The organism is Halomonas sp. AOP7-E1-9 (assembly GCF_052376035.1).
Lineage (GTDB): Bacteria > Pseudomonadota > Gammaproteobacteria > Pseudomonadales > Halomonadaceae > Vreelandella > Vreelandella citrativorans.
Window position 1 is genome coordinate 25,405 of the sequence record NZ_JBQSVC010000005.1, and the last position, 19,497, is coordinate 44,901.

General features: G+C 54.3%; 18 protein-coding genes, 1 tRNA gene and 1 pseudogene. 8 read left to right on the forward strand and 12 right to left on the reverse strand.

Annotation, left to right across the window (positions count from 1 at the left end):
* Nucleotides 1-13: 13 nt before the first annotated feature.
* Together ACT3R4_RS04435 and ACT3R4_RS04440 are read left to right on the forward strand one after the other, a co-directional pair.
* Nucleotides 14-379 carry a hypothetical protein gene (locus tag ACT3R4_RS04435; RefSeq protein WP_441677785.1) on the forward strand — a complete coding sequence of 122 codons (366 nt, stop codon included), beginning with the start codon at nt 14-16 and terminating at the stop codon, nt 377-379.
* A complete protein-coding gene (locus ACT3R4_RS04440; protein ID WP_441677787.1) occupies nt 379-552 on the forward strand; it encodes a DUF1289 domain-containing protein in 174 nt (57 codons plus the stop codon). Before ACT3R4_RS04435 ends, ACT3R4_RS04440 begins: the two co-directional genes overlap by 1 nt.
* A 9-nt stretch (nt 553-561) precedes the next feature.
* On the opposite strand, the gene ACT3R4_RS04445 is transcribed toward ACT3R4_RS04440, so the two are convergent.
* The 8 genes and pseudogenes from ACT3R4_RS04445 to ACT3R4_RS04480 form a co-directional block, all read right to left on the reverse strand.
* Nucleotides 562-1,326, reverse strand: a complete 765-nt coding sequence (locus ACT3R4_RS04445; RefSeq protein WP_441677789.1) for an ABC transporter ATP-binding protein — start codon at nt 1,324-1,326, stop codon at nt 562-564.
* Complete coding sequence (locus ACT3R4_RS04450) at nt 1,323-2,390, reverse strand: FecCD family ABC transporter permease (protein ID WP_441677791.1); 1,068 nt, start codon at nt 2,388-2,390, stop codon at nt 1,323-1,325. Before ACT3R4_RS04450 ends, ACT3R4_RS04445 begins: the two co-directional genes overlap by 4 nt.
* On the reverse strand, nt 2,387-3,403 hold the full coding sequence (locus tag ACT3R4_RS04455; RefSeq protein ID WP_441677793.1) for an ABC transporter substrate-binding protein: 1,017 nt from the start codon (nt 3,401-3,403) through the stop codon (nt 2,387-2,389). The genes ACT3R4_RS04450 and ACT3R4_RS04455 overlap by 4 nt, the downstream gene beginning before the upstream one ends.
* Nucleotides 3,404-3,615: 212 nt before the next feature.
* Nucleotides 3,616-4,356, reverse strand: a pseudogene (locus ACT3R4_RS04460) (IS5 family transposase).
* A gap of 128 nt (nt 4,357-4,484) precedes the next feature.
* On the reverse strand, nt 4,485-4,718 hold the full coding sequence (locus ACT3R4_RS04465; protein WP_441677950.1) for a transposase: 234 nt from the start codon (nt 4,716-4,718) through the stop codon (nt 4,485-4,487).
* Between the two features lie 359 nt (nt 4,719-5,077).
* Nucleotides 5,078-6,031, reverse strand: coding sequence for a TraI domain-containing protein (locus ACT3R4_RS04470; protein WP_441677795.1), 954 nt, complete (start codon nt 6,029-6,031; stop codon nt 5,078-5,080).
* On the reverse strand, nt 6,015-7,256 hold the full coding sequence (locus tag ACT3R4_RS04475) for a tyrosine-type recombinase/integrase (RefSeq protein ID WP_441677797.1): 1,242 nt from the start codon (nt 7,254-7,256) through the stop codon (nt 6,015-6,017). The genes ACT3R4_RS04470 and ACT3R4_RS04475 overlap by 17 nt, the downstream gene beginning before the upstream one ends.
* Nucleotides 7,249-7,488, reverse strand: coding sequence for a hypothetical protein (locus ACT3R4_RS04480; protein ID WP_027957726.1), 240 nt, complete (start codon nt 7,486-7,488; stop codon nt 7,249-7,251). Before ACT3R4_RS04480 ends, ACT3R4_RS04475 begins: the two co-directional genes overlap by 8 nt.
* Before the next feature lie 151 nt (nt 7,489-7,639).
* Between ACT3R4_RS04480 and ACT3R4_RS04485 the strand changes: the two genes are divergently transcribed.
* The gene (locus ACT3R4_RS04485) at nt 7,640-7,855 is read left to right on the forward strand and encodes a helix-turn-helix domain-containing protein (protein ID WP_441677799.1); all 216 of its coding nucleotides are present in this window, start codon (nt 7,640-7,642) and stop codon (nt 7,853-7,855) included.
* Nucleotides 7,856-8,025: 170 nt separating this feature from the next.
* Here ACT3R4_RS04485 and ACT3R4_RS04490 read toward each other — a convergent pair.
* A tRNA-Met gene (locus tag ACT3R4_RS04490) sits at nt 8,026-8,102 on the reverse strand.
* 275 nt (nt 8,103-8,377) lie between these two features.
* On the opposite strand from ACT3R4_RS04490, the gene phbB reads away from it, so the two are divergent.
* Entirely contained in the window at nt 8,378-9,124 is a 747-nt protein-coding gene (phbB, locus tag ACT3R4_RS04495) for an acetoacetyl-CoA reductase (RefSeq protein ID WP_441677801.1), read from the forward strand.
* A gap of 99 nt (nt 9,125-9,223) precedes the next feature.
* Here the strand turns inward: phbB and ACT3R4_RS04500 are convergent, their stop codons facing one another.
* Nucleotides 9,224-12,040, reverse strand: a complete 2,817-nt coding sequence (locus ACT3R4_RS04500) for a DUF349 domain-containing protein (RefSeq protein ID WP_172118550.1) — start codon at nt 12,038-12,040, stop codon at nt 9,224-9,226.
* A gap of 183 nt (nt 12,041-12,223) precedes the next feature.
* Here ACT3R4_RS04500 and minC point away from each other — a divergent pair, with 183 nt between their 5' ends.
* The 4 genes from minC (at nt 12,224) to sbcB (ending at nt 15,767) form a co-directional block, all read left to right on the forward strand.
* Nucleotides 12,224-12,976: a septum site-determining protein MinC gene (gene minC, locus ACT3R4_RS04505; RefSeq protein WP_172118549.1), complete on the forward strand. Its 753-nt coding sequence runs from the start codon at nt 12,224-12,226 to the stop codon at nt 12,974-12,976.
* A gap of 148 nt (nt 12,977-13,124) precedes the next feature.
* A complete protein-coding gene (minD, locus tag ACT3R4_RS04510; RefSeq protein WP_172118548.1) occupies nt 13,125-13,943 on the forward strand; it encodes a septum site-determining protein MinD in 819 nt (272 codons plus the stop codon).
* On the forward strand, nt 13,940-14,191 hold the full coding sequence (minE, locus tag ACT3R4_RS04515) for a cell division topological specificity factor MinE (protein WP_018918334.1): 252 nt from the start codon (nt 13,940-13,942) through the stop codon (nt 14,189-14,191). Before minD ends, minE begins: the two co-directional genes overlap by 4 nt.
* A gap of 82 nt (nt 14,192-14,273) precedes the next feature.
* The gene (sbcB, locus tag ACT3R4_RS04520; protein ID WP_441677804.1) at nt 14,274-15,767 is read left to right on the forward strand and encodes an exodeoxyribonuclease I; all 1,494 of its coding nucleotides are present in this window, start codon (nt 14,274-14,276) and stop codon (nt 15,765-15,767) included.
* Between the two features lie 13 nt (nt 15,768-15,780).
* On the opposite strand, the gene ACT3R4_RS04525 is transcribed toward sbcB, so the two are convergent.
* Together ACT3R4_RS04525 and ACT3R4_RS04530 are read right to left on the reverse strand one after the other, a co-directional pair.
* A complete protein-coding gene (locus tag ACT3R4_RS04525; RefSeq protein WP_441677806.1) occupies nt 15,781-18,621 on the reverse strand; it encodes an insulinase family protein in 2,841 nt (946 codons plus the stop codon).
* The gene (locus ACT3R4_RS04530; RefSeq protein WP_172118545.1) at nt 18,621-19,307 is read right to left on the reverse strand and encodes an SOS response-associated peptidase; all 687 of its coding nucleotides are present in this window, start codon (nt 19,305-19,307) and stop codon (nt 18,621-18,623) included. The genes ACT3R4_RS04525 and ACT3R4_RS04530 overlap by 1 nt, the downstream gene beginning before the upstream one ends.
* Between the last annotated feature and the right edge of the window lie 190 nt (nt 19,308-19,497).

Here is a 19,497-nt window from a genome sequence, read left to right on the forward strand (position 1 = left end):
ATCAGGGAGATTTATGATTGCCAAACGGGAATGCGGCAAGCTGGAGCGGCAGCTCGTTGCTTCGCTGACAGATGCCTGCGAACAGGCCAAAGCGGAGGTGGCTGGGTTTGTTTGGCTAACCCACTGCGTCGACTACCAGCACTTCCCCGAAAGCCTTGTCGTTATCTGGGTATTTGATACCGATGCTCACCTGGCCTCAGCACTGAAGGGTAACGCTAAACAGCGCCTGCATGATTTTACGGCCAATGCCCTGGTTGATGCTGGCGTAGCGCTCGATAGCGTTACCCATCATATCGACTTTGATAGCGAGCAGGCGTGCCAGCGCACCCACGGTGGCGACTGGCAGCGCCGATTGCGCTCCCGCGCCGCGAGGCACTGATGGCCAACAAAATCGACAGCCCCTGCCTATCCACTTGCCAGCTCAAAGGAGGCATGTGCACCAGCTGTGGGCGCAGCATTGAGGAGATCCGCCATTGGAAATCCATGAAACGGCCCGAGAAAATCTCTACCCTTAAACGAGCTGAGCAGCGGCGTAAGAAGCTCAATAAATAGCGTGTAGGGCTAGACTGCTTGGCGAAAGCGCATAATCTGCCCTTGCCCAATGGGATCTTCAAGAATGTCGGCATGCACGCCAAAGGTTTGGCGCAGCCGACGGCACGTCAGCACTTGTCGAGGCGTGCCCAAATCGACCAGGTGGCCATCTTCGATAACCCCAATACGGTCACACTCCATGGCCTGGTTGAGATCGTGGAGAGCAATCACCACCGTGATGGGAAGCTGTCTAACCAGTTGAAGAATGGAAAGCTGGTGGCGGATATCCAGGTGGTTGGTGGGCTCATCCAGCAGTAGCACGCTAGGCTGCTGGGCCAGGGCTCTTGCGATATGGGCGCGCTGGCGCTCGCCGCCGGAAAGGGTATGCCAAAGACGCTCAGCCATCGACTGCATTCCCACATCCGCCAGCGCCCGCGAGACGATCGCCTCATCCTCATCAGACCAGGGGTGAAACGGCGAAAGAAAGGGGGTACGACCGAGGGATACGGCCTGGTGAACGCTGATGCGCTCGGTGGTATTGGCCTGCTGCTCGACCAGCGCCACCGAGCGCGCGATGTCGCGCTGGCGCATAGCGCTCATATCCTGATCGCCGACGCGGACACCGCCCACTTTAGGTTTTTGAAGACCCGCGAACAGACGTAGCAGCGTGGTTTTACCAGAGCCGTTCGGCCCGATCAGCCCAAAGGTTTCACCTGCGGCAATTTCAAAGCTGACATCCTTCAGTAGCGTGCGCCCCTGAACTTTCCAGCTCAGATTTTCTGCAGCCAGTTTCATCGTGATCTTGCTCCGCGAATCAGTATTAAAGCGAAAACCGGTGCGCCGATCAGAGCCGTAACGACCCCAATGGGGAGTACCTGTCCCGCTACCAGTACTCGGGACACCACGTCCGCGCCGATAAGGAATACCGCGCCCGCCAAGGCAGAGGCGGGCACCAGGCGAGTATGCTGGCTTCCCGTTAGAAACCGCATGGCATGAGGAATAACCAACCCCACAAAGCCGATAGCACCTACCATGGAAACCATCACGGCGGTCATCAGCGCGACGGTGGCAATCAGGATGCCCCGATCACGGCGCACGGCGATGCCCATGGATGCCGCACTGTCGACGCCAAAGGTAAAGGCATCCAGCGTTCGCCGATACCAGAGGCAGATCAATAGGCCGCCAAGCGCGGTGGGTACGGCAAGAAAGGCGTTGTCCCAGCGAACGCCGGAAAGATTGCCCATGAGCCAGAACATGATGCCGCGGGCCTGCTCCGCGCTGGCCGATTTGGCGATGATAAATGCCGTCAACGCATTAAACAGGCTCGATCCAGCGATACCGGCCAAAATGATTGCGCTAGATGCTTGTGTTCCTCCGCCGGGAGTACCAGACGCCGCGTGGGCGAGCACAACGACCAGCCCAAAGGCCGCGATGGCTCCTGCCATCGCCCCCACCGAAAGGGTGACAACGCCCGCGCCAAACCCGGCAACGGCGACCAAAACCGCGCCGGTCGATGCGCCTGCGGAAATTCCCATCAGGTAGGGATCGGCTAAAGGATTGCGCAGCAGCGCCTGAAGCACGACCCCGGCCAGCGCCAGCCCGGAACCACAGCACGCGGCGACGACAGCGCGGCTGAGGCGGTAACTCCAGACAATCCCGGCATCGATTCGATCAACGGCATAGCCAGCGCCCAGCAATTGGTTGGCAAGTACCTTCATTACCGTGTCTACCGGTATCGATGTCTCGCCAATCGCGGTTCCGGCGATGAGTGCCGAGAAGAGAATCAGCGGCGTCAGCCAAAACCAGTGACCACGCATCTGAAGGCGTGGCCATGTCGTGAGCGTAGATGCCTTGTTCATCGCTCGAAGGTCGTCCCCGATAGGGCATCAGATAACGTTTGAAGCCCGAAAATGGTGCGCATCGTCGCACTCATAGCGTGAGCATCCATCTCTATAATGTGGCCATTTTGAACCGCCTGCATTTCGCGCGTCACCGGGTCGCTTTCCAGAAATGCACGCTTGGCATCGATATCGTCCGCAGGGTAGCGGCGGCGGTCCATATGCGCGATGACGATTACATCAGGGTTGGCTCGGGCAATGGTTTCCCAGTCAACGGTGGGCCACTCTTCATCGGACTGGATGACATTGTGGATGCCTAGTGACTTCATCATATAGCCGGGTGCGCCCAGTTGCCCCGCAACAAAGGGAGCAACGCCATTATCCGGCGAGGAGAACCAGAACACAGCAGAAAGATCTTCCGGTAGATCAAGCTGGGCGGCGGTAGCTACCGCGTCGGCTTCACGGGTCTCAAGACTCTCAATCAATGCTTGACCAGCCGGTTGCACATCGAAGATTTCGGCAAGCTCGGCAATGCCCTTGTAGACGTGATCCGGGGAAAACGGCGCAGTACGCATGCCGTCGCCGCCAGTGGTGTTATCTTTAGTATCGCAGTCGGCAGGCATGATGTAGTTGGCAATGCCCAGATCGTCAAACTGCTCACGCGTTCCTACGCTGCCCGTCGCGCCAACATGCCATTCATACTGCACTGCGACGAGTTCGGGGCGTTTGTTGACCACAGACTCAAAGCTTGGATCGTTATCGGCGATGCGTTCAATGGAGGCGTTCAGTTCACTAAATTGCGGTAATACGGGCGTAAACCATACAGACGTGGCCAACACCTGTTCGCCAACACCCAGCGCATAGAGAATTTCGGTTGCCGACTGGCCGATGGTGACCGTACCGTTAGGCGCTGCCGAGAAGCTAACCTGCTTGCCGCAGTTATCCAGCGTTAGCGGGTAGTTTGTTGTATCAGCCGTGGCATAGCTGGCAGAGAGGCCTGAGAGGGCCATCAGCATTGAGCGAATGAGGTTCATGAAAATTCCCAATAAGTTGTCACATCGACGTCGCCACTACCCAGGGGCAGAGCAAAGAAGCAACGATGATCTATTAATTGTTATGTTATAACATATGCTGTGTATTGAAAAGCGCTGCTAGTGCTGCGATCCAGCGTTAAATGCTGGGTCGCGTAGAAAGCAGCTGATGTCGGATGAGGAAGGCGAGATTCAAACTAGGGTCTGTTGACGTTTCACATGGCAAGCCATTTAAAACCACAAACTAAGGCCACCATGCTCTCGTCGTTTCGCTTGAGCTTGTCGTAAAGCGTCGCTATGGCGCAGTACGGCTTCAAGCAAGCAAAGGCATTCTCTACACGATGGCGATAGCGATATAACCCTTTGTCTAAACTAATATTTCCTGTCTTCTAGTTGCGCTTGCGTGGTATCACCGTATCCATCTACTTGGCGTCGACCTGCTCACGGATACGCTCACTGTTATACCCCTTGTCAATCAATAATGCCCCGCCTGTTGGCAACGCATCAATCAGGGCCTGTGCCTCGTTGCTGCCGTGTATGTCACCTCAGGTGATCCTGAAAGCAATCGGTAGTCCATAAGCTTCAACGGCTAGGTGCATCTTGCTTGTGTTGCCCGCACGGCTTTTACCAATGGCTTCTACTTCCTCTGTGGCAGCCCCTGCGCAGTCTTGATGCACCTTGATATAGGAGCCATCAATGAAGAGCCATTCAGTATCGGGATCTACCACTAACTGATTAAAAACTGTCACCAGTTTGCCCGCCACCGTACCAAGCGTTAAAGCGCTTATAGACCGTATTTCAGTGCCCAACGTCGTCGGGTAAATCGAGCCGGTATGGAGTTGGTAAAGGATGCCTTTTACCGTCATCCGCAGGTCAGCCTTGTCATAGATACGTTGTTGAAGCAGGATAGGTTTTAGCTTCGACCAGTGTTCATCCGCGAGCATCAGTCGGGACATGGCAAGCTCGAAGTGTGTTGGTGTCGGGGCCGGTATTCTGTGAGTTTGCACCTATTCTGCCAATGCTATCTCTTCAAATGTCAACAGGCCCTAGCCGCAGAGATGATAGTGGCATCGACAATGCTGCCTTAGCGCAGTATTAAGCCATTATTCTCCAAGTGCTTGTTCACTTCCTGGAAAAGTACCTTGCCGAGTCCGTGGCGTTCCAGAAAATGGAGAAACTTGAGAATCGTGGTTTTGTCCGGCAATCGATCCAGCTTCAAACCGGCGAATTGGCGCATGGACTCGATCTCGTAGAGGGCATCTTCCATGGCCGGATCGCTCAGGTTGTAGAACAAATGCATGCAGTGGACGCGAAACATGGCAGACAACGGATACGGAGGCCGTCCTCTCTCGCCCTTGGGGGTAAAAAAGAGCTACCTTCGTATCCAACTGCGTTCAGGGGATCAGCATGTCCATCCGCGCCAGAAAGATTTCGCGGCGGGCCTTTCTCTTCTTGTTCTGGTTGAATTGCCCTGAGTGTCGTAGACACCTTTAGGTCTTGTACTTGAGTTTTGAGGAGGTTCCCCGGTTGTCTGACTGGATGATTTGAGCTCTGAGTAAGGATTTTTCATCCAGTAAGGTGGTGTTGCATCACATTTCGCTAAACCATCCAGATAGAACGCACAAAAAGCCGCCAAGCGAAACTTCAGGCGGCATTAGAACGGTTTAATACGTGGTGCTATTGAGGCTGTAAGGTGGATACTTCAGGCCGCCAAAAAACATTTTGACCAATACGACTGAAGCCCCATTGGCTTTTGGTACGAAACGCTCGTATTTGATTATCGGCCATTGCGCTTTGTCCATCAGCATCACGGATATAACGAGCGAGCGTTATGGCTGCTTTCTGGCCGTAGCGCGCACCAGGTGAGGCGCATGTCCAAACATGCCGCAGGATGATGGCAAGGTCAGGCGCGTGCTTATCCAAATACGCCAGCCCATAGGCGCAGGCTTCTAAGGTAAAGGCATCGTGGCTGCAAAGTTTCCAGGCGGCATTGGGTTTGCCTTTTGAATCGTAGGTGTAGGTCTTCCCAATATCGTGTAACAACCCGGCCACAAAACACGTTTCTTGCATCAAGCGCGACATGGCGGGCTCATTAAGGCGCAGCATTGCCACGGCATTGTTAGCGACATTCAACGAATGCTCTAGCAAGCCGCCCGGGTAGGCATGGTGATAATGGACGCTGGCTGGCGCATTCAAAAAAGCTTCAAGACGATCCTTGCGTTCCAGTACCCGCGTCAAAAACGCTTGAAGGCATTCTGATTGAAGCGACTGTACAGTCGTAACTAACTTATCGAATACCTCTGGCACCGGGGAGTACACCCGTGGCAACGATTGCAGGGTATCCATAGAGGTCACTTCATTCCGGGACGCCTTGCGGAACTCATCAAGCATGAATTGGCCTGACAAACACTTCACTCCGGAAGCGGTAACAAAGTCCAGATGACCGATGCGCTCAGGTACCGTTGTTTTGCTCAAGTTGAGCATTGCGATTTGATCCCCCACGCAATCGCTTAGCCGCAGCTTTAAGAAGGGCGTTTTCGCGTTATCAAACTCCACCACGCGTCCGGTAAGGCGGTAAGTGCCCGTGAAGGTGCGAGACAGGTGAGTAGGGATGTTATAAAGCCGTTTCATGACGCTGCTCCTTCTGGGATTTAGTGGGCGTGGTGTTGCCTAACAAACGCTCAAAGGCAGAGCCATCCATACGGGTGGCATTGGGGACGTAACGCGAATAAACCTTAAACAGCATTTCGGTGGAGCTGTGGCCTAGCATCCGCGCCACCCATTCCGGGTTTTCACCTGAGGCCAGAAAGAGCGTCGCGGCGGTATGGCGCGTTTGGTAAGGGCGCCGCTTAGTCAGCCCAAGTGACTTCAGCAAGGGATACCACACGCGCTTCGTCACGTTATTGTGATCAAGCGGCTGCCCCAACTGATTGCAGAACACGTACTTACTCATATGCCCAGTGGCGGCGTACTGCGTTTTAAGCGCGTCATACACTTGACCAAACATGGGGATTTCACGCTGCGAGCCATCGGTCTTGGTGTACTCTGTTTCGCCATTGATCAGTGTTTCGCGTACCAAGATCTCTCGCTTAGCAAAATCAATGTTTTTCCACTTCAACCCATCGACTTCACCGGTGCGCATGCCCGTAAAAAAGCGCACGGTGTAATAGTTGCAATAGTCTGGGCGGACCTTGTCAATGATGCGTTGCACCTCGTGTAGCGAAAACGGTTCGATGTGCGTCTTCTGTAGCTTTAGCGGCTTGATATTTTTGTACGGCGTCTCGAAATCGAAACGCTCGGCCGCCTCATCGAGCACCATACGCAAAATGGACATATGGCTGTTGATCGTTTTAGGCGATACCAGCCCCGTTGCACCACGGCCCTTGCGCTTGGCTAGCTTGGCGCGGAACGCCATGATGTCGGCCTTGGTAATGTCTCCGATGGTTTTTTTACCAAACGCTGGCTTCAGCGAGCTATCCAAGATCGAACTCACATTGCGGACGTGGGAAGCACGCCACTGGATTTTGCTTTCGTCGAACCACTGATCAGAAAAATCATTGAAGAGCGGTGTCTCCACAGCCGGTTGAGTGTTCTCGATCTGTGCAGGTTGAAGAGATTGATTTTTAGCGGCGTTATTTAACCCCAGCTTCTGCAAATTTTTACTGCCAGGGAAAAACTCTGCATAGTCGAGATCATCTAGCAAAATCTTTGCTTCTACTTTTGCGAGTAACTGCTCCACTTTTTTTCTGTTAGTGGGCGTGTCTTTCAGTGCGGTTTGTTCACGCAACCGTAGGCCTTGGTAGAAAAAATCCAGATAGAGCTTACCCGTCTCTTTTCGTTGGCGAACCTTACCCATGGCTATAGCCTCCATTTGCCATCGGAATGGAAATAGTGCCATGAGCGGCTTTCAGCATTTCTTTTTCAACGGCTTCCCACAAGAACAAAATTTTACGTCGGCCAAATGGCTTGATGTAGTGGGTGCCCTCGATAAGGACGCTGTCTTTTAGCTGCTGTCGGATAGTACGGCAGTCGTACTTGATGCGCTGAGCAAGCTCTTCGGTCGTGAGATAGGTATAAGATGATTCCATCGAAAGCCTCCAAAAGGAGTGGTATTCTGCGTGACTAAAAGGCATTCCAAATATCAGAATGTCACCCTGAATGACATTTTAGGCAGCAAAAAACCATTTGCAAGCGTTTTTTGCCATTCAGGATGACAAAAAGCATTTGCAGGAGGTTTTGATGGTTCGTTGTCATCTCGCGCGCTTGATGGGTGAGCACAAAATGAAGATCGTGGATGTTGCGCGTGAAACAGGTCTTAACCGCAATACTGTTACGCTTCTTTATAAAGAAACCGCTCAGCGAATTGAGCTGGATGCATTAGATAGGCTATGCAAACTTTTCAATTGTAAGGTGGGTGATTTGCTTGAAATTCAAGAAGATTATGAGAAAAATTAGAAATGATTAATGCTGCCAATCGTTGACTGAAGGTCGTAAGAATAAATTTAAGAGGCAAGCAACGGAGCGAATGTGTCACATATACGTCACAGATGTGTCACAAGAAGTTAGCAGACGAACAGAAACAAAAAAGGCAGACCAGTAAGTAACTGATCTGCCTTTCAAAATATTGGTAGCGGGGACCGGATTTGAACCGATGACCTTCGGGTTATGAGCCCGACGAGCTACCAAGCTGCTCCACCCCGCATCAACGTGAGGCGTATTCTACGGATTTTTTGCGCCACGTCAACCCTTTGTAGCAAACAAAGCACAAAAGGCTGATATTCATCGTACTGCAATATGCAAAGAGTAAAGCTATGCTTCCCATGGTCCCAATAAAAAGCTTACTGTCGGTAGGCCGCCTGACAATAAAATCGGTGGCGTGCTGTTGGTGATACAAGCGCTTGACGCTTATTCGAAATGGTTTACGAACCATAACAGTACTTAGCGTCCAAGCCATTTGTCATATCAGGGAGGTAGTCAATGGCCAATCAAGCCCCCGTCGCCTGGGTAACTGGTGGAACTGGTGGAATCGGCACGGCAATTTGTCGTTCGTTGGCAGATGCGGGTTATAGGGTAGTGGCAGGGTATAACAATCCCGAAAAAGCCAAAACCTGGCTGGACACCCAGCAAGCTGCCGGTTATCAGAGTATTACAACACTCGGAGTCGACCTGTCTGACCATAACGCATGCCTGGATGCTGCGCGTGAGATCCACGAACAGCACGGTCCAATTAGCGTGCTGGTAAACTGTGCTGGCATTACCCGCGACGGCACGATGAAAAAAATGGCCTACGAACAGTGGTATCAGGTCATCGATACCAACCTTAATAGCGTCTTTAATACGTGCCGCAGCGTGATCGAGATGATGCTCGAAAATGGCTATGGCCGAATTATTAATATCTCCTCCATCAATGGCCGTAAAGGGCAGTTTGGTCAGGTTAATTACGCTGCCGCTAAAGCCGGTATGCACGGTTTAACCATGTCGCTAGCGCAGGAAACAGCCACCAAAGGCATTACGGTAAATACCGTATCGCCTGGCTATATTGCCACTGACATGATTATGAAAATTCCGGAGTCAGTGCGTGAAGCCATTCGCGAAACGATCCCGGTGAAACGCTACGGTACGCCGGAAGAAATTGGTCGCTTGGTGACGTTCCTTGCCGATAAAGAGTCTGGCTTTATTACCGGCGCCAACATCGATATTAACGGTGGGCAATTTATGGGCTAGGCCACCCATGCCTACGCGACGGCTTATTCCTCACAAGGGAGCATGCAAAACGGGAGGCGAATCGCCTCCCGTTTTGTTGTTGTCGCATTGATGGGGCGGTCAGGGGGGCGGAATATGTCCCAGATCGCGCAATAAGCTATCCAGTTCCCTGGCTTCTTTTTCCCACTGCGCTATCGATACCGGGCCAAGCGCTAATAGCGCGGCTAAGACATCGATAATTTCTTCTTCGCGACTACGCTCCTGGCGAATTCCTTCATTCAAGCGCTCTACCTGAATCGCCAAGCGCAAAGGCTTGTCGCTTTGCTGGATGCTGCCGCTGGTTAATAAAGACAGATGCACCCGCAGCCGAGAAATGGCGTCTGCCCGTGCTGCCTCATCATCCAGCGACAAAGGGAGTGGCGTGGATTGACGCTGGTGGTTACGCGTCTGATGCGCCTCGACAAATACGCTGGGAAGCGGCGTGCTGATGATATCGTCAGCGTTGATAATTTCCGCGGCCCCGCCGTCCAGATAGCGCTGATCGGCGGCCAGGTGTGCGTTAACGAGCGGTAAAATAAGCTGCCATTGCTGAACGGTATCCGCAATCTTCAGACGACTCAAACGCTCGCGCTTGGCGCGCACAATACCGCTTAGGCGACGCTGCATGCCTTCGCTACGCCGGTTTCGCGGCAGTGGCTCAAGCTGGCTGACCTGGTTCAAAAAGTCGTCCAGCGTGCTGGTTTCATTGGCGGTAGTGGGTTGCCAGCTGTCCATTTGATCGATAAGTATTTGCATGGCTTCAAGCTGCTGTTGCTGATGGGCAGCCTGCTCACTCTTGTGGGCTTCGCGCTGAGCAAACAGCTGATCGCACTCGTGCCGGAACGCCTTCCAAAGGGTTTGTTCCGCCCCTTTGGGTGCGCGCCCTAACTGGCGCCAGTGCTGCTGTAGTTGCTTGGTTTGTGTAATGCGTTGCGCCAAAGGCTGTTGCTGGTCGTGACGAAGCGCCCGCACTTCGTCAATGAGTGCCTGCTTTTGAGAGGCGATCTGCTCGGCCCGCTGATCAATTAATGTTTGCAACTGATGGCGGATTTTTCCAAACCGCTGACCAACAGCCTCAGAGCGCTCGCGAGGCACCGGCGAGTAGTGACGCCATTGATGGCGTGCCTTGTCGCGAATTTCACGTAGTACATCCGGGTCAGCGTCCTCCGCTGGCTGGGCGAGCAGTGTTTCAAGCTGTTCACACAGCTGCTCGCGGGCCTGCAGGTTCGCTTCACGCTCCTGACCTAGTTGGTCGCGCCATGGGGCTAGCCGCTCGTGGATGCGGTCAGATGCGGCACGAAAGCGCGCGGACTGTTCGCGATTGGCGGCGGCATCGCCCAGCGACTTCCACTCTTTCACTAGCTGGCGGTGGTGGCGGTCAAGCGCGGTTTCCGCCATGTGCGGGTCGTTGGCCAGTGCTTCAATGCTTGAACATAACTGCTCGCGCTTGGGCCCTGCGACAAAGCCGCGCCAATCGCGTAGCTCGGCAAGGCGCGCGCCGGACTGCTTTAAGCGTGCCTTCAGCGGCTTGGCTTCCGCCATTTGCAGGGCTTCGATTTGCGGTTTTAAGCGCTGGTGAAGATGGCTGGCACTTTTGAAGGCGCCACGCTCAAGCAGGTGCTCAAAGCTATCGAGTTCTGCTTCATAAGTGCTTAATGAAACCGAGGCGTGTGGGCTAGCTGCCGGTGAGTGAGACTCGCTGGCAAGTGTTGCCTGAACGCGCTGTATTAACGCGGGCGGCGTAAATGCTTTTGGCCAGTCGCATTCGTTAAGCAGGCGACGCATGGCGTGGTGGTCATTATCCGCAAGCGCTTGCTCAAGCACGACGCTGACATCTTGCCAGCGCTGCCAGGCATCCAGGCACTGCTCATATTGAATAATGGCTTGCGTGTAGCGTTGGCTTGCAGGCTCGCTGGGCGAGTGTACGTCGGAGATCGCTTGCCAGCGTTGGCTGAAAAGCTGGCGTTGGGCACGCAGGCTGTCAATATCCTGAACGGTCAGCTCGGTAGCATGATGAAGACTTTCAAGCGTCTCCTCCAGCCCATCAAGCAACTGATCACGTGTCTGATCCGCTTCCTCTCGGCGGGCAAGGCTCTGCTGGCGAGCCTGCTCCTGCGTTTCATGGTCGTGAAGCGTTTTACGACAGCCCAGCATGGCTTGATGAAAGCGCTGCTCTTGCTCGGCGCTGGGCGGGGGCGTCAGGCTCTTCCATTCGCGCTCTAAATGGCGAAAGCGACCGCCATAAAGTGGCTCCCAAGGCGCGCGAGCCTGCTGTTCCATCTGGTGAAGAAGATGCTCCAGCTGCTGCTGTTGGCGAGCCAGCCATTCGGCATCGGTTCGCTGCTGGCCGAGCTTTTCGCGGGCAAGGCGCGTTACATAACGATCACGTCGCGCGTCTTTAAGCAGGCGCTTTAGGCCCTCTTCTGTCTCAATGCGCTCGGCGGCGCGATGACGAACAGCCGCGACACCGTTTTGGCACGCTTGCTTAATCAAGTCGTCTTCACTGGTTAGTCGGGCAAGAGCGGTCAGGCGCAGATCAAGGTTGTCGCCTTGCAAGACAATTACATTTAAAAGACGCGGCTCGTCCAGCCCTTCCACCAGCGCTTGGCGTTGTTGCAGTTCGGTACTGCCTTCAAGACCGCTAAGCCGCTGGCTCACGGCATTGAACCATGCCTCTTGCTGGCTGTGGTCAGGGTAAGCCGCCACCAATCCTTCGACATCATCCAGCGCGAGCAGGGCCGCCAAGCGGATGCTGCTGTCACTATCGTGCGCGAGTGCTTGCAGCGCTTCGCGCTGTTCAGCCTGGTGGGGGTCAAGTCGAGAGAGGGCCTGTCGGCGTACCTCGGGGTCGGGGTGTTGCCAACGAGGAGCGAACAGGCGTCTTAACAGTCCGTGCATGGATCATCCTGCGTAGAGGTGCGTAGCATGAAAAAAATTAGCCATTATTGAACAGCGGTTGCAGTCATCGGCGCTGTCGCTTAGCTTTGCCTTACCAGGGTGTAATAGAAATTGATTCTTCACACCCAAAGGCGCCAAATTGCGCTACCTTTATTTTACCTGAACATGACATGGAGTTCGGCTATGAGCCTCAACGCCGATAGTGCCAACATGGCATTTACCTTTAAAGGCGGCATGCTGCCGATGACCGTCATGGAATTAAGTAGCGCTGACCCTGAGCATATCCGGCGGCAGTTGGCCGGTAAACTGTCTCAGTCTCCTGCCTTCTTCCAGCATACACCGGTTGTGCTAAGCGTGGAAAAGCTTGATGAGCCTCATTTAGCTTTGGAAAGAATATGCGCCGTTTGCCGGGACCACAAACTTTTACCCGTTGCGGTGCGCGGCGGTTCAGAGCCGGTACGCCAGTCGGCTTGGGCATTGGGACTTGGGTGGTTTGCACCTGTAGAGGAGACGCGCGCTCGAGCACTGGAGAGCGTCAGCAGCAAAGAGGAAGCCTCAAAAAACAATGCCTCTGACGACGACCGTATTGAGGCACACGCCAAGAGTGCGGCAACACGGCTTTATCGCGGTACCGTTCGTTCAGGCCAGCAGGTCAGCGCATCGGATGGGGATCTGATCGTTATTGGTGCCGTCAATGCGGGGGCAGAAGTACTAGCAGCAGGTAGTATTCATATTTACGGTGCACTGCGGGGGCGGGCGCTGGCAGGTATTCATGGTAATACTCAGGCCGGTATTTACTGCCGCGAGCTTGAGGCTGAGCTGCTTTCGGTGGCTGGGAATTACAAACGCCTCGAAGATGTTGATCCCCGACTTTTGGGCCGCGCCGCAGAAGTTCATTTTATAAAAGAGCAGCTTGAAATTAAGCCGTTGGGTTGATGCTTTCAACGCAGCGTGCATCCATGCTTAATGCTTAGCGACGCTGCCTTGCCTATCCGTTACAGTAGGGCTTTTGTGACATTGACGTTCCCGTTATTCGTTCAGCGTCATGCGCTCGCGATGAACGACTTCAAGAAGGAAGTGAATCTTGGCTAAAATTATTGTTGTGACCTCAGGTAAAGGGGGGGTCGGTAAAACCACTAGCGCTGCAGCAATCTCAACAGGTCTAGCCCTGCGTGGTAAAAAAACCGTGGTCATTGATTTTGATGTAGGGCTTCGAAACCTTGACCTGATTATGGGGTGCGAGCGTCGTGTGGTGTATGACCTTGTAAATGTTATACAGGGCGAAGCTGGCCTTAACCAAGCGCTGATCCGTGATAAGCGCGTTGAAAATCTGTATATCCTGCCCGCTTCACAAACCCGGGATAAAGATGCGCTAACCCAGGAAGGGGTAGCGGAGGTTTTGGAGAAGCTTCGAGAAGAATTTGACTTTATTATCTGTGACTCGCCTGCCGGTATTGAGCGTGGTGCGCAGCTTGCCATGTATTTTGCCGACGAAGCGATTGTGGTCACCAACCCGGAAGTCTCATCAGTACGCGATTCTGACCGTATTTTGGGCCTTTTGGCATCAAAAACCCGGCGTGCTGAGCAGGGTGGTGATCCGATTAAAGAGCACCTGCTCGTTACCCGCTATAACCCTGAACGGGTGACCTCCGGGGATATGCTTACCCTTGAGGATATTCGTGAAATTCTGGCCATTCATTTACTGGGCCTGATTCCTGAGTCCGAAGCTGTACTTCGCGCCTCGAACCAGGGGGTGCCGGTCACTCACGATGCATCAAGTGATGCAGGTCAGGCGTATACGGATACCGTTTCACGTCTGCTGGGTGAGGAGATTCCGTTACGTTTTCATGAGGTGCAGCGCAAAAGTCTGCTTAGCCGTATGTTTGGAGGTAACCGTCGATGAAACTCTTGGAATTCTTGAAGCGTGAGCGCAAGAAATCCGCCTCGGTGGCCAAAGAACGGTTACAAATCATCGTGGCGCATCAGCGGAGCCAGCGTGGTCAGCCTGACTATATGCCGCTACTTGAGCGCGAACTGCTCGAAGTTATTCGTCGCTATGTGCATGTCGACGACAATGCCATTCAGATTTCGCTGGATAGCGAAGATAACTGCTCAGTACTTGAGCTGAATGTGACGTTGCCCAAAAGCTGACAAGACAGGAGGGCAACAGGCGGCGAGAAAGGCGCTGGGTGTGCTAGGCTAGGGTTTTTGCTGCCTTGCGGAGTGCTTGTTCATGGCGCCACCTAATGCCGCCCCTGCCAGTTTTTTGTGGCATGACTATGAAACATTCGGGGCCGATCCACGTCGAGATCGGCCCGCTCAATTTGCTGCGCTGCGTACCGATGCGGACTTAAACGAGATCGGTGAGCCTATCGAGCTTTACTGCAAGCCAGCAGACGATTACCTGCCTCATCCTGCCGCGTGTTTGATTACCGGGATTACCCCACAAAAAGCGCGACGTCACGGCCTGCCTGAAGCGCAGTTTGCCAGTGAAGTGCAGCGCCACATGAGCGAGCCGGGCACCTGTGTTGCGGGATACAACAGCTTACGCTTTGATGATGAAGTGTCTCGTCACCTGTTCTATCGCAACCTGCTCGACCCCTACGCCCGCGAATGGCAAAACGGTAACTCCCGTTGGGATTTAATTGATGTGGTGCGCGCATTTTACGCGCTGCGCCCGGATGGCATTGAGTGGCCGCTACGTGAAGATGGTGCGCCAAGCTTTAAGCTTGAGCACTTAACCAAAGCCAACGGGATTGAGCATGAAGGCGCGCATGATGCGGTGGCCGACGTTCGGGCAACCATTGCCCTAGCGCGACTGCTCAAGACGCGTAACCCTAAGCTTTTCGATTACTTGCTTGGCCTGCGTGGCAAGTGCGCGGTTGCCCAGCAGCTTGACCTGCCTAATGCCAAGCCGCTTTTGCACATTTCCCGCCGCTACCCGGCCAGCCGGGGTTGCAGCGCCCTGGTAATGCCGTTAGCTGAGCACCCTACCAACCCTAATGGGATGATTGTGTACGACCTGAGTGTTGATCCAAGCGATTTTCTTACGCTTTCGCCTGAGCAAATACGCGAGCGCGTCTTTGTCAGTCAGCAGGATTTAGCGGAAGGTGAAGCGCGTATTCCACTCAAGGTCATTCATATCAACCGTTGCCCGGTGATCTTTCCGTCGAGTGTGCTCAAGGATATAGAGGGGCCGCAAAAAGGAGCGTATGGCGCGATTGTTGAGCGCCTTGGGCTGGATATTGCAACGTGCCGTCAGCACTGGAAAACCTTGCGCAGCGCCCAAGGGGTGATGCCTAAAGTGGCCGAGGTCTTTAAGACCAACTTTGATGACGCCCCCCACGACCCTGACATGATGCTTTATTCCGGCAACTTCTTTTCCGCCGTCGACCGGCAGCAGATGGAGCAGGTGCGTGAGATGGAACCCTGGGATCTGGTAGGGCAGCGGTTTGCCTTTCAGGATCCGCGTCTTGAGGAGATGCTGTTTCGCTATCGGGCGCGTAGCTACCCTGACACGCTGGAAGGTGACGAGCGCGAGCAGTGGGAGGCGTTTCGCTGGATGCGTATTAATGATCCGGCGATGTCCGGCTTTACGCTTAAGGCCTTTGCTCGGGAGATCGAGCGCTACAATCAGCAGCCGCTCAGCGAGCGTGAGCGGCAGATCCTTGAAGAGCTGGTAATGTTTGTCGAGGCCATGATGCCCGCCCAGGCGTTCGATGCCTGAGCGGCACACTCATTTACAGAGTGTTGCGCCGGGTAAACGGCGTTAGTGCTTCGCGGTAAGGCGTTACATCGCTGGGCTCATCACCCGGGTTGAAGCGTATATCAAGCTGGTGGCCAAGTAGCTCTGGCCATGCAGTTTGAATATCCGCAGCGCTAACCTCAAGTGCCAGGTTGGCCAGCTCTTCACGACGGTCAAAGCGGATCTCATCCAGCGCGGTGGCCTGCCAGTAACGGTTAGCCATGCCCGCAAGGCTGGTATCACGCTCGCTCAGACTGGCATGGACCGCTTTGCGATAGGCGTCGAGTTCAGCATCGTCGAGTTGCTTAAGTGCTTCGCCAGCGTCAGCTAAAAAGGCATCCATGTGCGCAGCGACCGTTTCGCTGTCCACATCCGGCGATTGAACGAGTAGTGCAATGCCAGGTGCCTCAAGCAGGGGTGAATAACCCGCGTTCACAATATAGCCCAGCTGTTCTTCCGTGCGCAGCTGTTGATAAAAGGGCGTCTCCAGCCACTGGGCAATCACACTAATGGTTGCTTGTTCTTTAGGGCTTTGGTCTCGCCCTTGTAAGTAACGCAGCACCAGGGACTCGTCGCGGGTGCTGTGCGGGTGCAGTACGCTGGAAGTCGTGTCAATGGCCAGCGGGCTAAGCGTTGGAATATCTTCTCGCGTCAAGCCTGGGCGCAGTTTGCTGCGCACCCGCTCGGCTTGTTCCTGGGCGAGTGCTTCATCCAGGTTGCCAATCGCCATGGCGTCGATATAGAGTCCGCCCAAAAAGTGCTTACGGAAGTTCTCAAGGTGCTGCTGGTCAAGGCGCTGACTGGCGTCAAGTAGTTCGGCTGTCGACCAGCGTGGGGTCAGCAGTGCTTCACCCAGCGTGCGGCTTGCCTGGCCATAAAGCGATGATTGCGGCGCATTAACCAGCTCTCTCTGCAGCTGATATTGCACGCGATCAAAGGCGCCTTCGCTAATCTCAGCCGTTTTAAGCTGATCAATGGCTTGCTCAATAAGCGGTGTCTGACCATCACGCCAACCGGAAAATGATAGCGTCATCCCACGTGCGTGCGGGTAGGCGCTAAACGACTGACCGGCCATCCATGCGGGATAAAGTGATTCATTCAAGCTGTCGTTTAGCCACCCAGCCAGCAACTGCGTCAGTACGACCTCTTCGGCCGAATAGCTGGCGTCGGGATACTGCAAACTGACCCGCCACTCAACGCTTGGTGTATTAAAGCGTGAGTCCTGCATGTGCCAAACCTTAAAGAATGGCGTGTCGATCATTAGGCTTGGGTGCTCGTCCTGGCCTTCAATAAGGGCAAGGTCGCTGGCAATAAAGGGGTTGGGTTCAGGCAGGGCCAAACCTTCAAGCGCGAGACCTTCTTGAACAGGCGGTTGTTCTCGCCACTGGGTCGAGAACCAGGGCGAAACCGTGTCACTTTCCACCTCGGGCGCAGAGTAAAAGCGCAGCATGTTGTCCGGCGTTAACGCAGCCAGATACGCTTGCTGGCGCTCAGTGTCCGGTGCATCCATGCGATACGCGGCATACTGCACATCCTCAACCGGGTAGCGGGACAAATTCATGGCGAGCTGAGTGGCTTCCTGCTGGGGTGCGCCGTGCTGTTGAAAACGAAATGCCTGCTCGCTCAAATCGCGCAGTTCAGTATAGCGCCAGTCAGCCAACCCATCGTCACGCAGCTGATCAATGGCGGCAAATAGCGTAGCCTGGATATCATCAAGCCGCTCGGCACCGGCAGGCGTCAGGCTAATGGAAACCGTAAACAGGGCGTCCTGACCATCACCGCGCTGAACACCTGCGGACAGGCCGTCGGCCAAACCTGCGTTACGCAGTACCGCCAAAAGGCTGCCGTCCCCTTCATCGCCCAGCAAATGCGACATTAAATGAGTGGGTTTTGCGTGGTACTCATTTTCGGGGTCAGGGATGGGGAAGTAAAAACGCAGCTGGCGGCGATCTTGCAGTGACTGACGCTCAACGTAGCGTGGCAGGGTATCGGTATCTACCAGCGGTGCATCAATCGTAGGAACGCTCAGGCCATTGTCAGGAATATCCGCAAAACGCTCCACCACCCACTCTTCGAGTGTATCAAGCGACTGAGGGGCAACGACGGCCAGGTTCATTACGTTGGCATCGTAATGTTGGTGATAAAAATCGATGACACGTTCGCGTAGCGTCGCTTCTCCCGCCGGTGGGCTGGCTAACGTCTCGCGGCTGCCAACGGCAAATCCTGTGGTGGCATTGTCAGGGTTGAGCAATTGGTTAAGCACGTCGTTTTCGCGTCGGGACTCATCGCGAATTCTTGCCATGTACTCAGAATGAACGATATTGCGCTCGCTCTCTAAATGGTCGGCATTAAACAGCGGTGACAGGAAAAACTCGCTAAAGCGATCAAGCGCTTCCGGCAGAGCGGAGGGCTCGATATCAAAAAAATAGTTGGTATCTTGCTGAGCGGTAAAGGCGTTATGGGAGCCCGCGTGGTCAGAAATAAAGCGCTGATAGGCGTCTGGAGCGGGATACGCCTCGGTACCCAGGAACAGCATGTGTTCAAGGAAATGGGCAAGCCCTTGCAGATCATCTGGATCCTGGGCGCTACCGACTCGGACGTTCATGGATGCAGCGGCTTTATCGGCGTCAGGATCGCTTACCAATAGCGCTTGTAGACCATTTTCAAGCGTCAGCACGCGATAGTCGCGACTGTCAAAGGGGCTGGCAATCGGGATGACAATGTCTTCTATCGGGTCATCACCAGCGGCCAGCACGCCGGGAGAAAACCATACGGAGCTGAGCACCGCTGCCAGTACAACGCGCGAATAAAATAGTCTACTTTTCGGTCGTAACATTACGGCTCCTGTGGGACGGTCCATTGCAGCATTGGCCCAACCGGGTGGGCGCAAGCGGCTGATTGATAGGCAGGATTGTTGACATGCTTGGATACTGGAAACGCACCTAATAGTTCCAAGGGCGCGGGTGTTAATAACGTTTTAACGGTTTCCAAAGGGCTATCGGGATCAAGCCATGTGGTCAATGCATGCGGAGGAATGACCACCGGCAATCGGCCGCTAAGCGGTGCCAGGCATGCGTTGGCCGGTACGCTAATCAGTGCTGTTGAGTCAGTAAACGCGGTAAGCGTTGTATGGTAGCGACACCATAACGCACCGAGCAGTAAGGGCGCGCGCCTCACCTCTGTGACCAGATAAGGCTGTTTGTGTCGCGGCAGTGCTTTCCAGACGTAAAAACCGCTGACAGGAATAACGCAGCGACGAGCCTGAAACGCTTCATGGAACATGGCTTTTGAACTGAGTGTCTCAGCTCTAGCGCAGTGTGGAGCGTGATCCAGCACCGTTAACCACGGGGGGGTTAGCCCCCAAAAAACTGATTCGAGCTGCAATTCACCCTGGGCTAAACGAATAGCCGAAACGGGTTGGCGGGGTGCCAGATTGGGGGATTCCACCAGCGCGGATGTCGCCTTGAGTGAGGGCAGAAGACGCTTGAGCGGTAAGTTGTGTACATGTAGGCGTCCGGTCATGCCAGTCTCCTTAAGCAGAATCGGCTCAATCATGTCATGGGAGAGATTACAGATGCACAAGAATGCGCTAAATGTGGCGTTTTAGTGTCGAAAACAGTGTTCGATATAAGGTATCCTATATCACCCCTTGCTCACGCTAAAGCGCTGTGAGGCATTCTTTCTTGTTATTCGTTGACCTGAAGAGATCGCC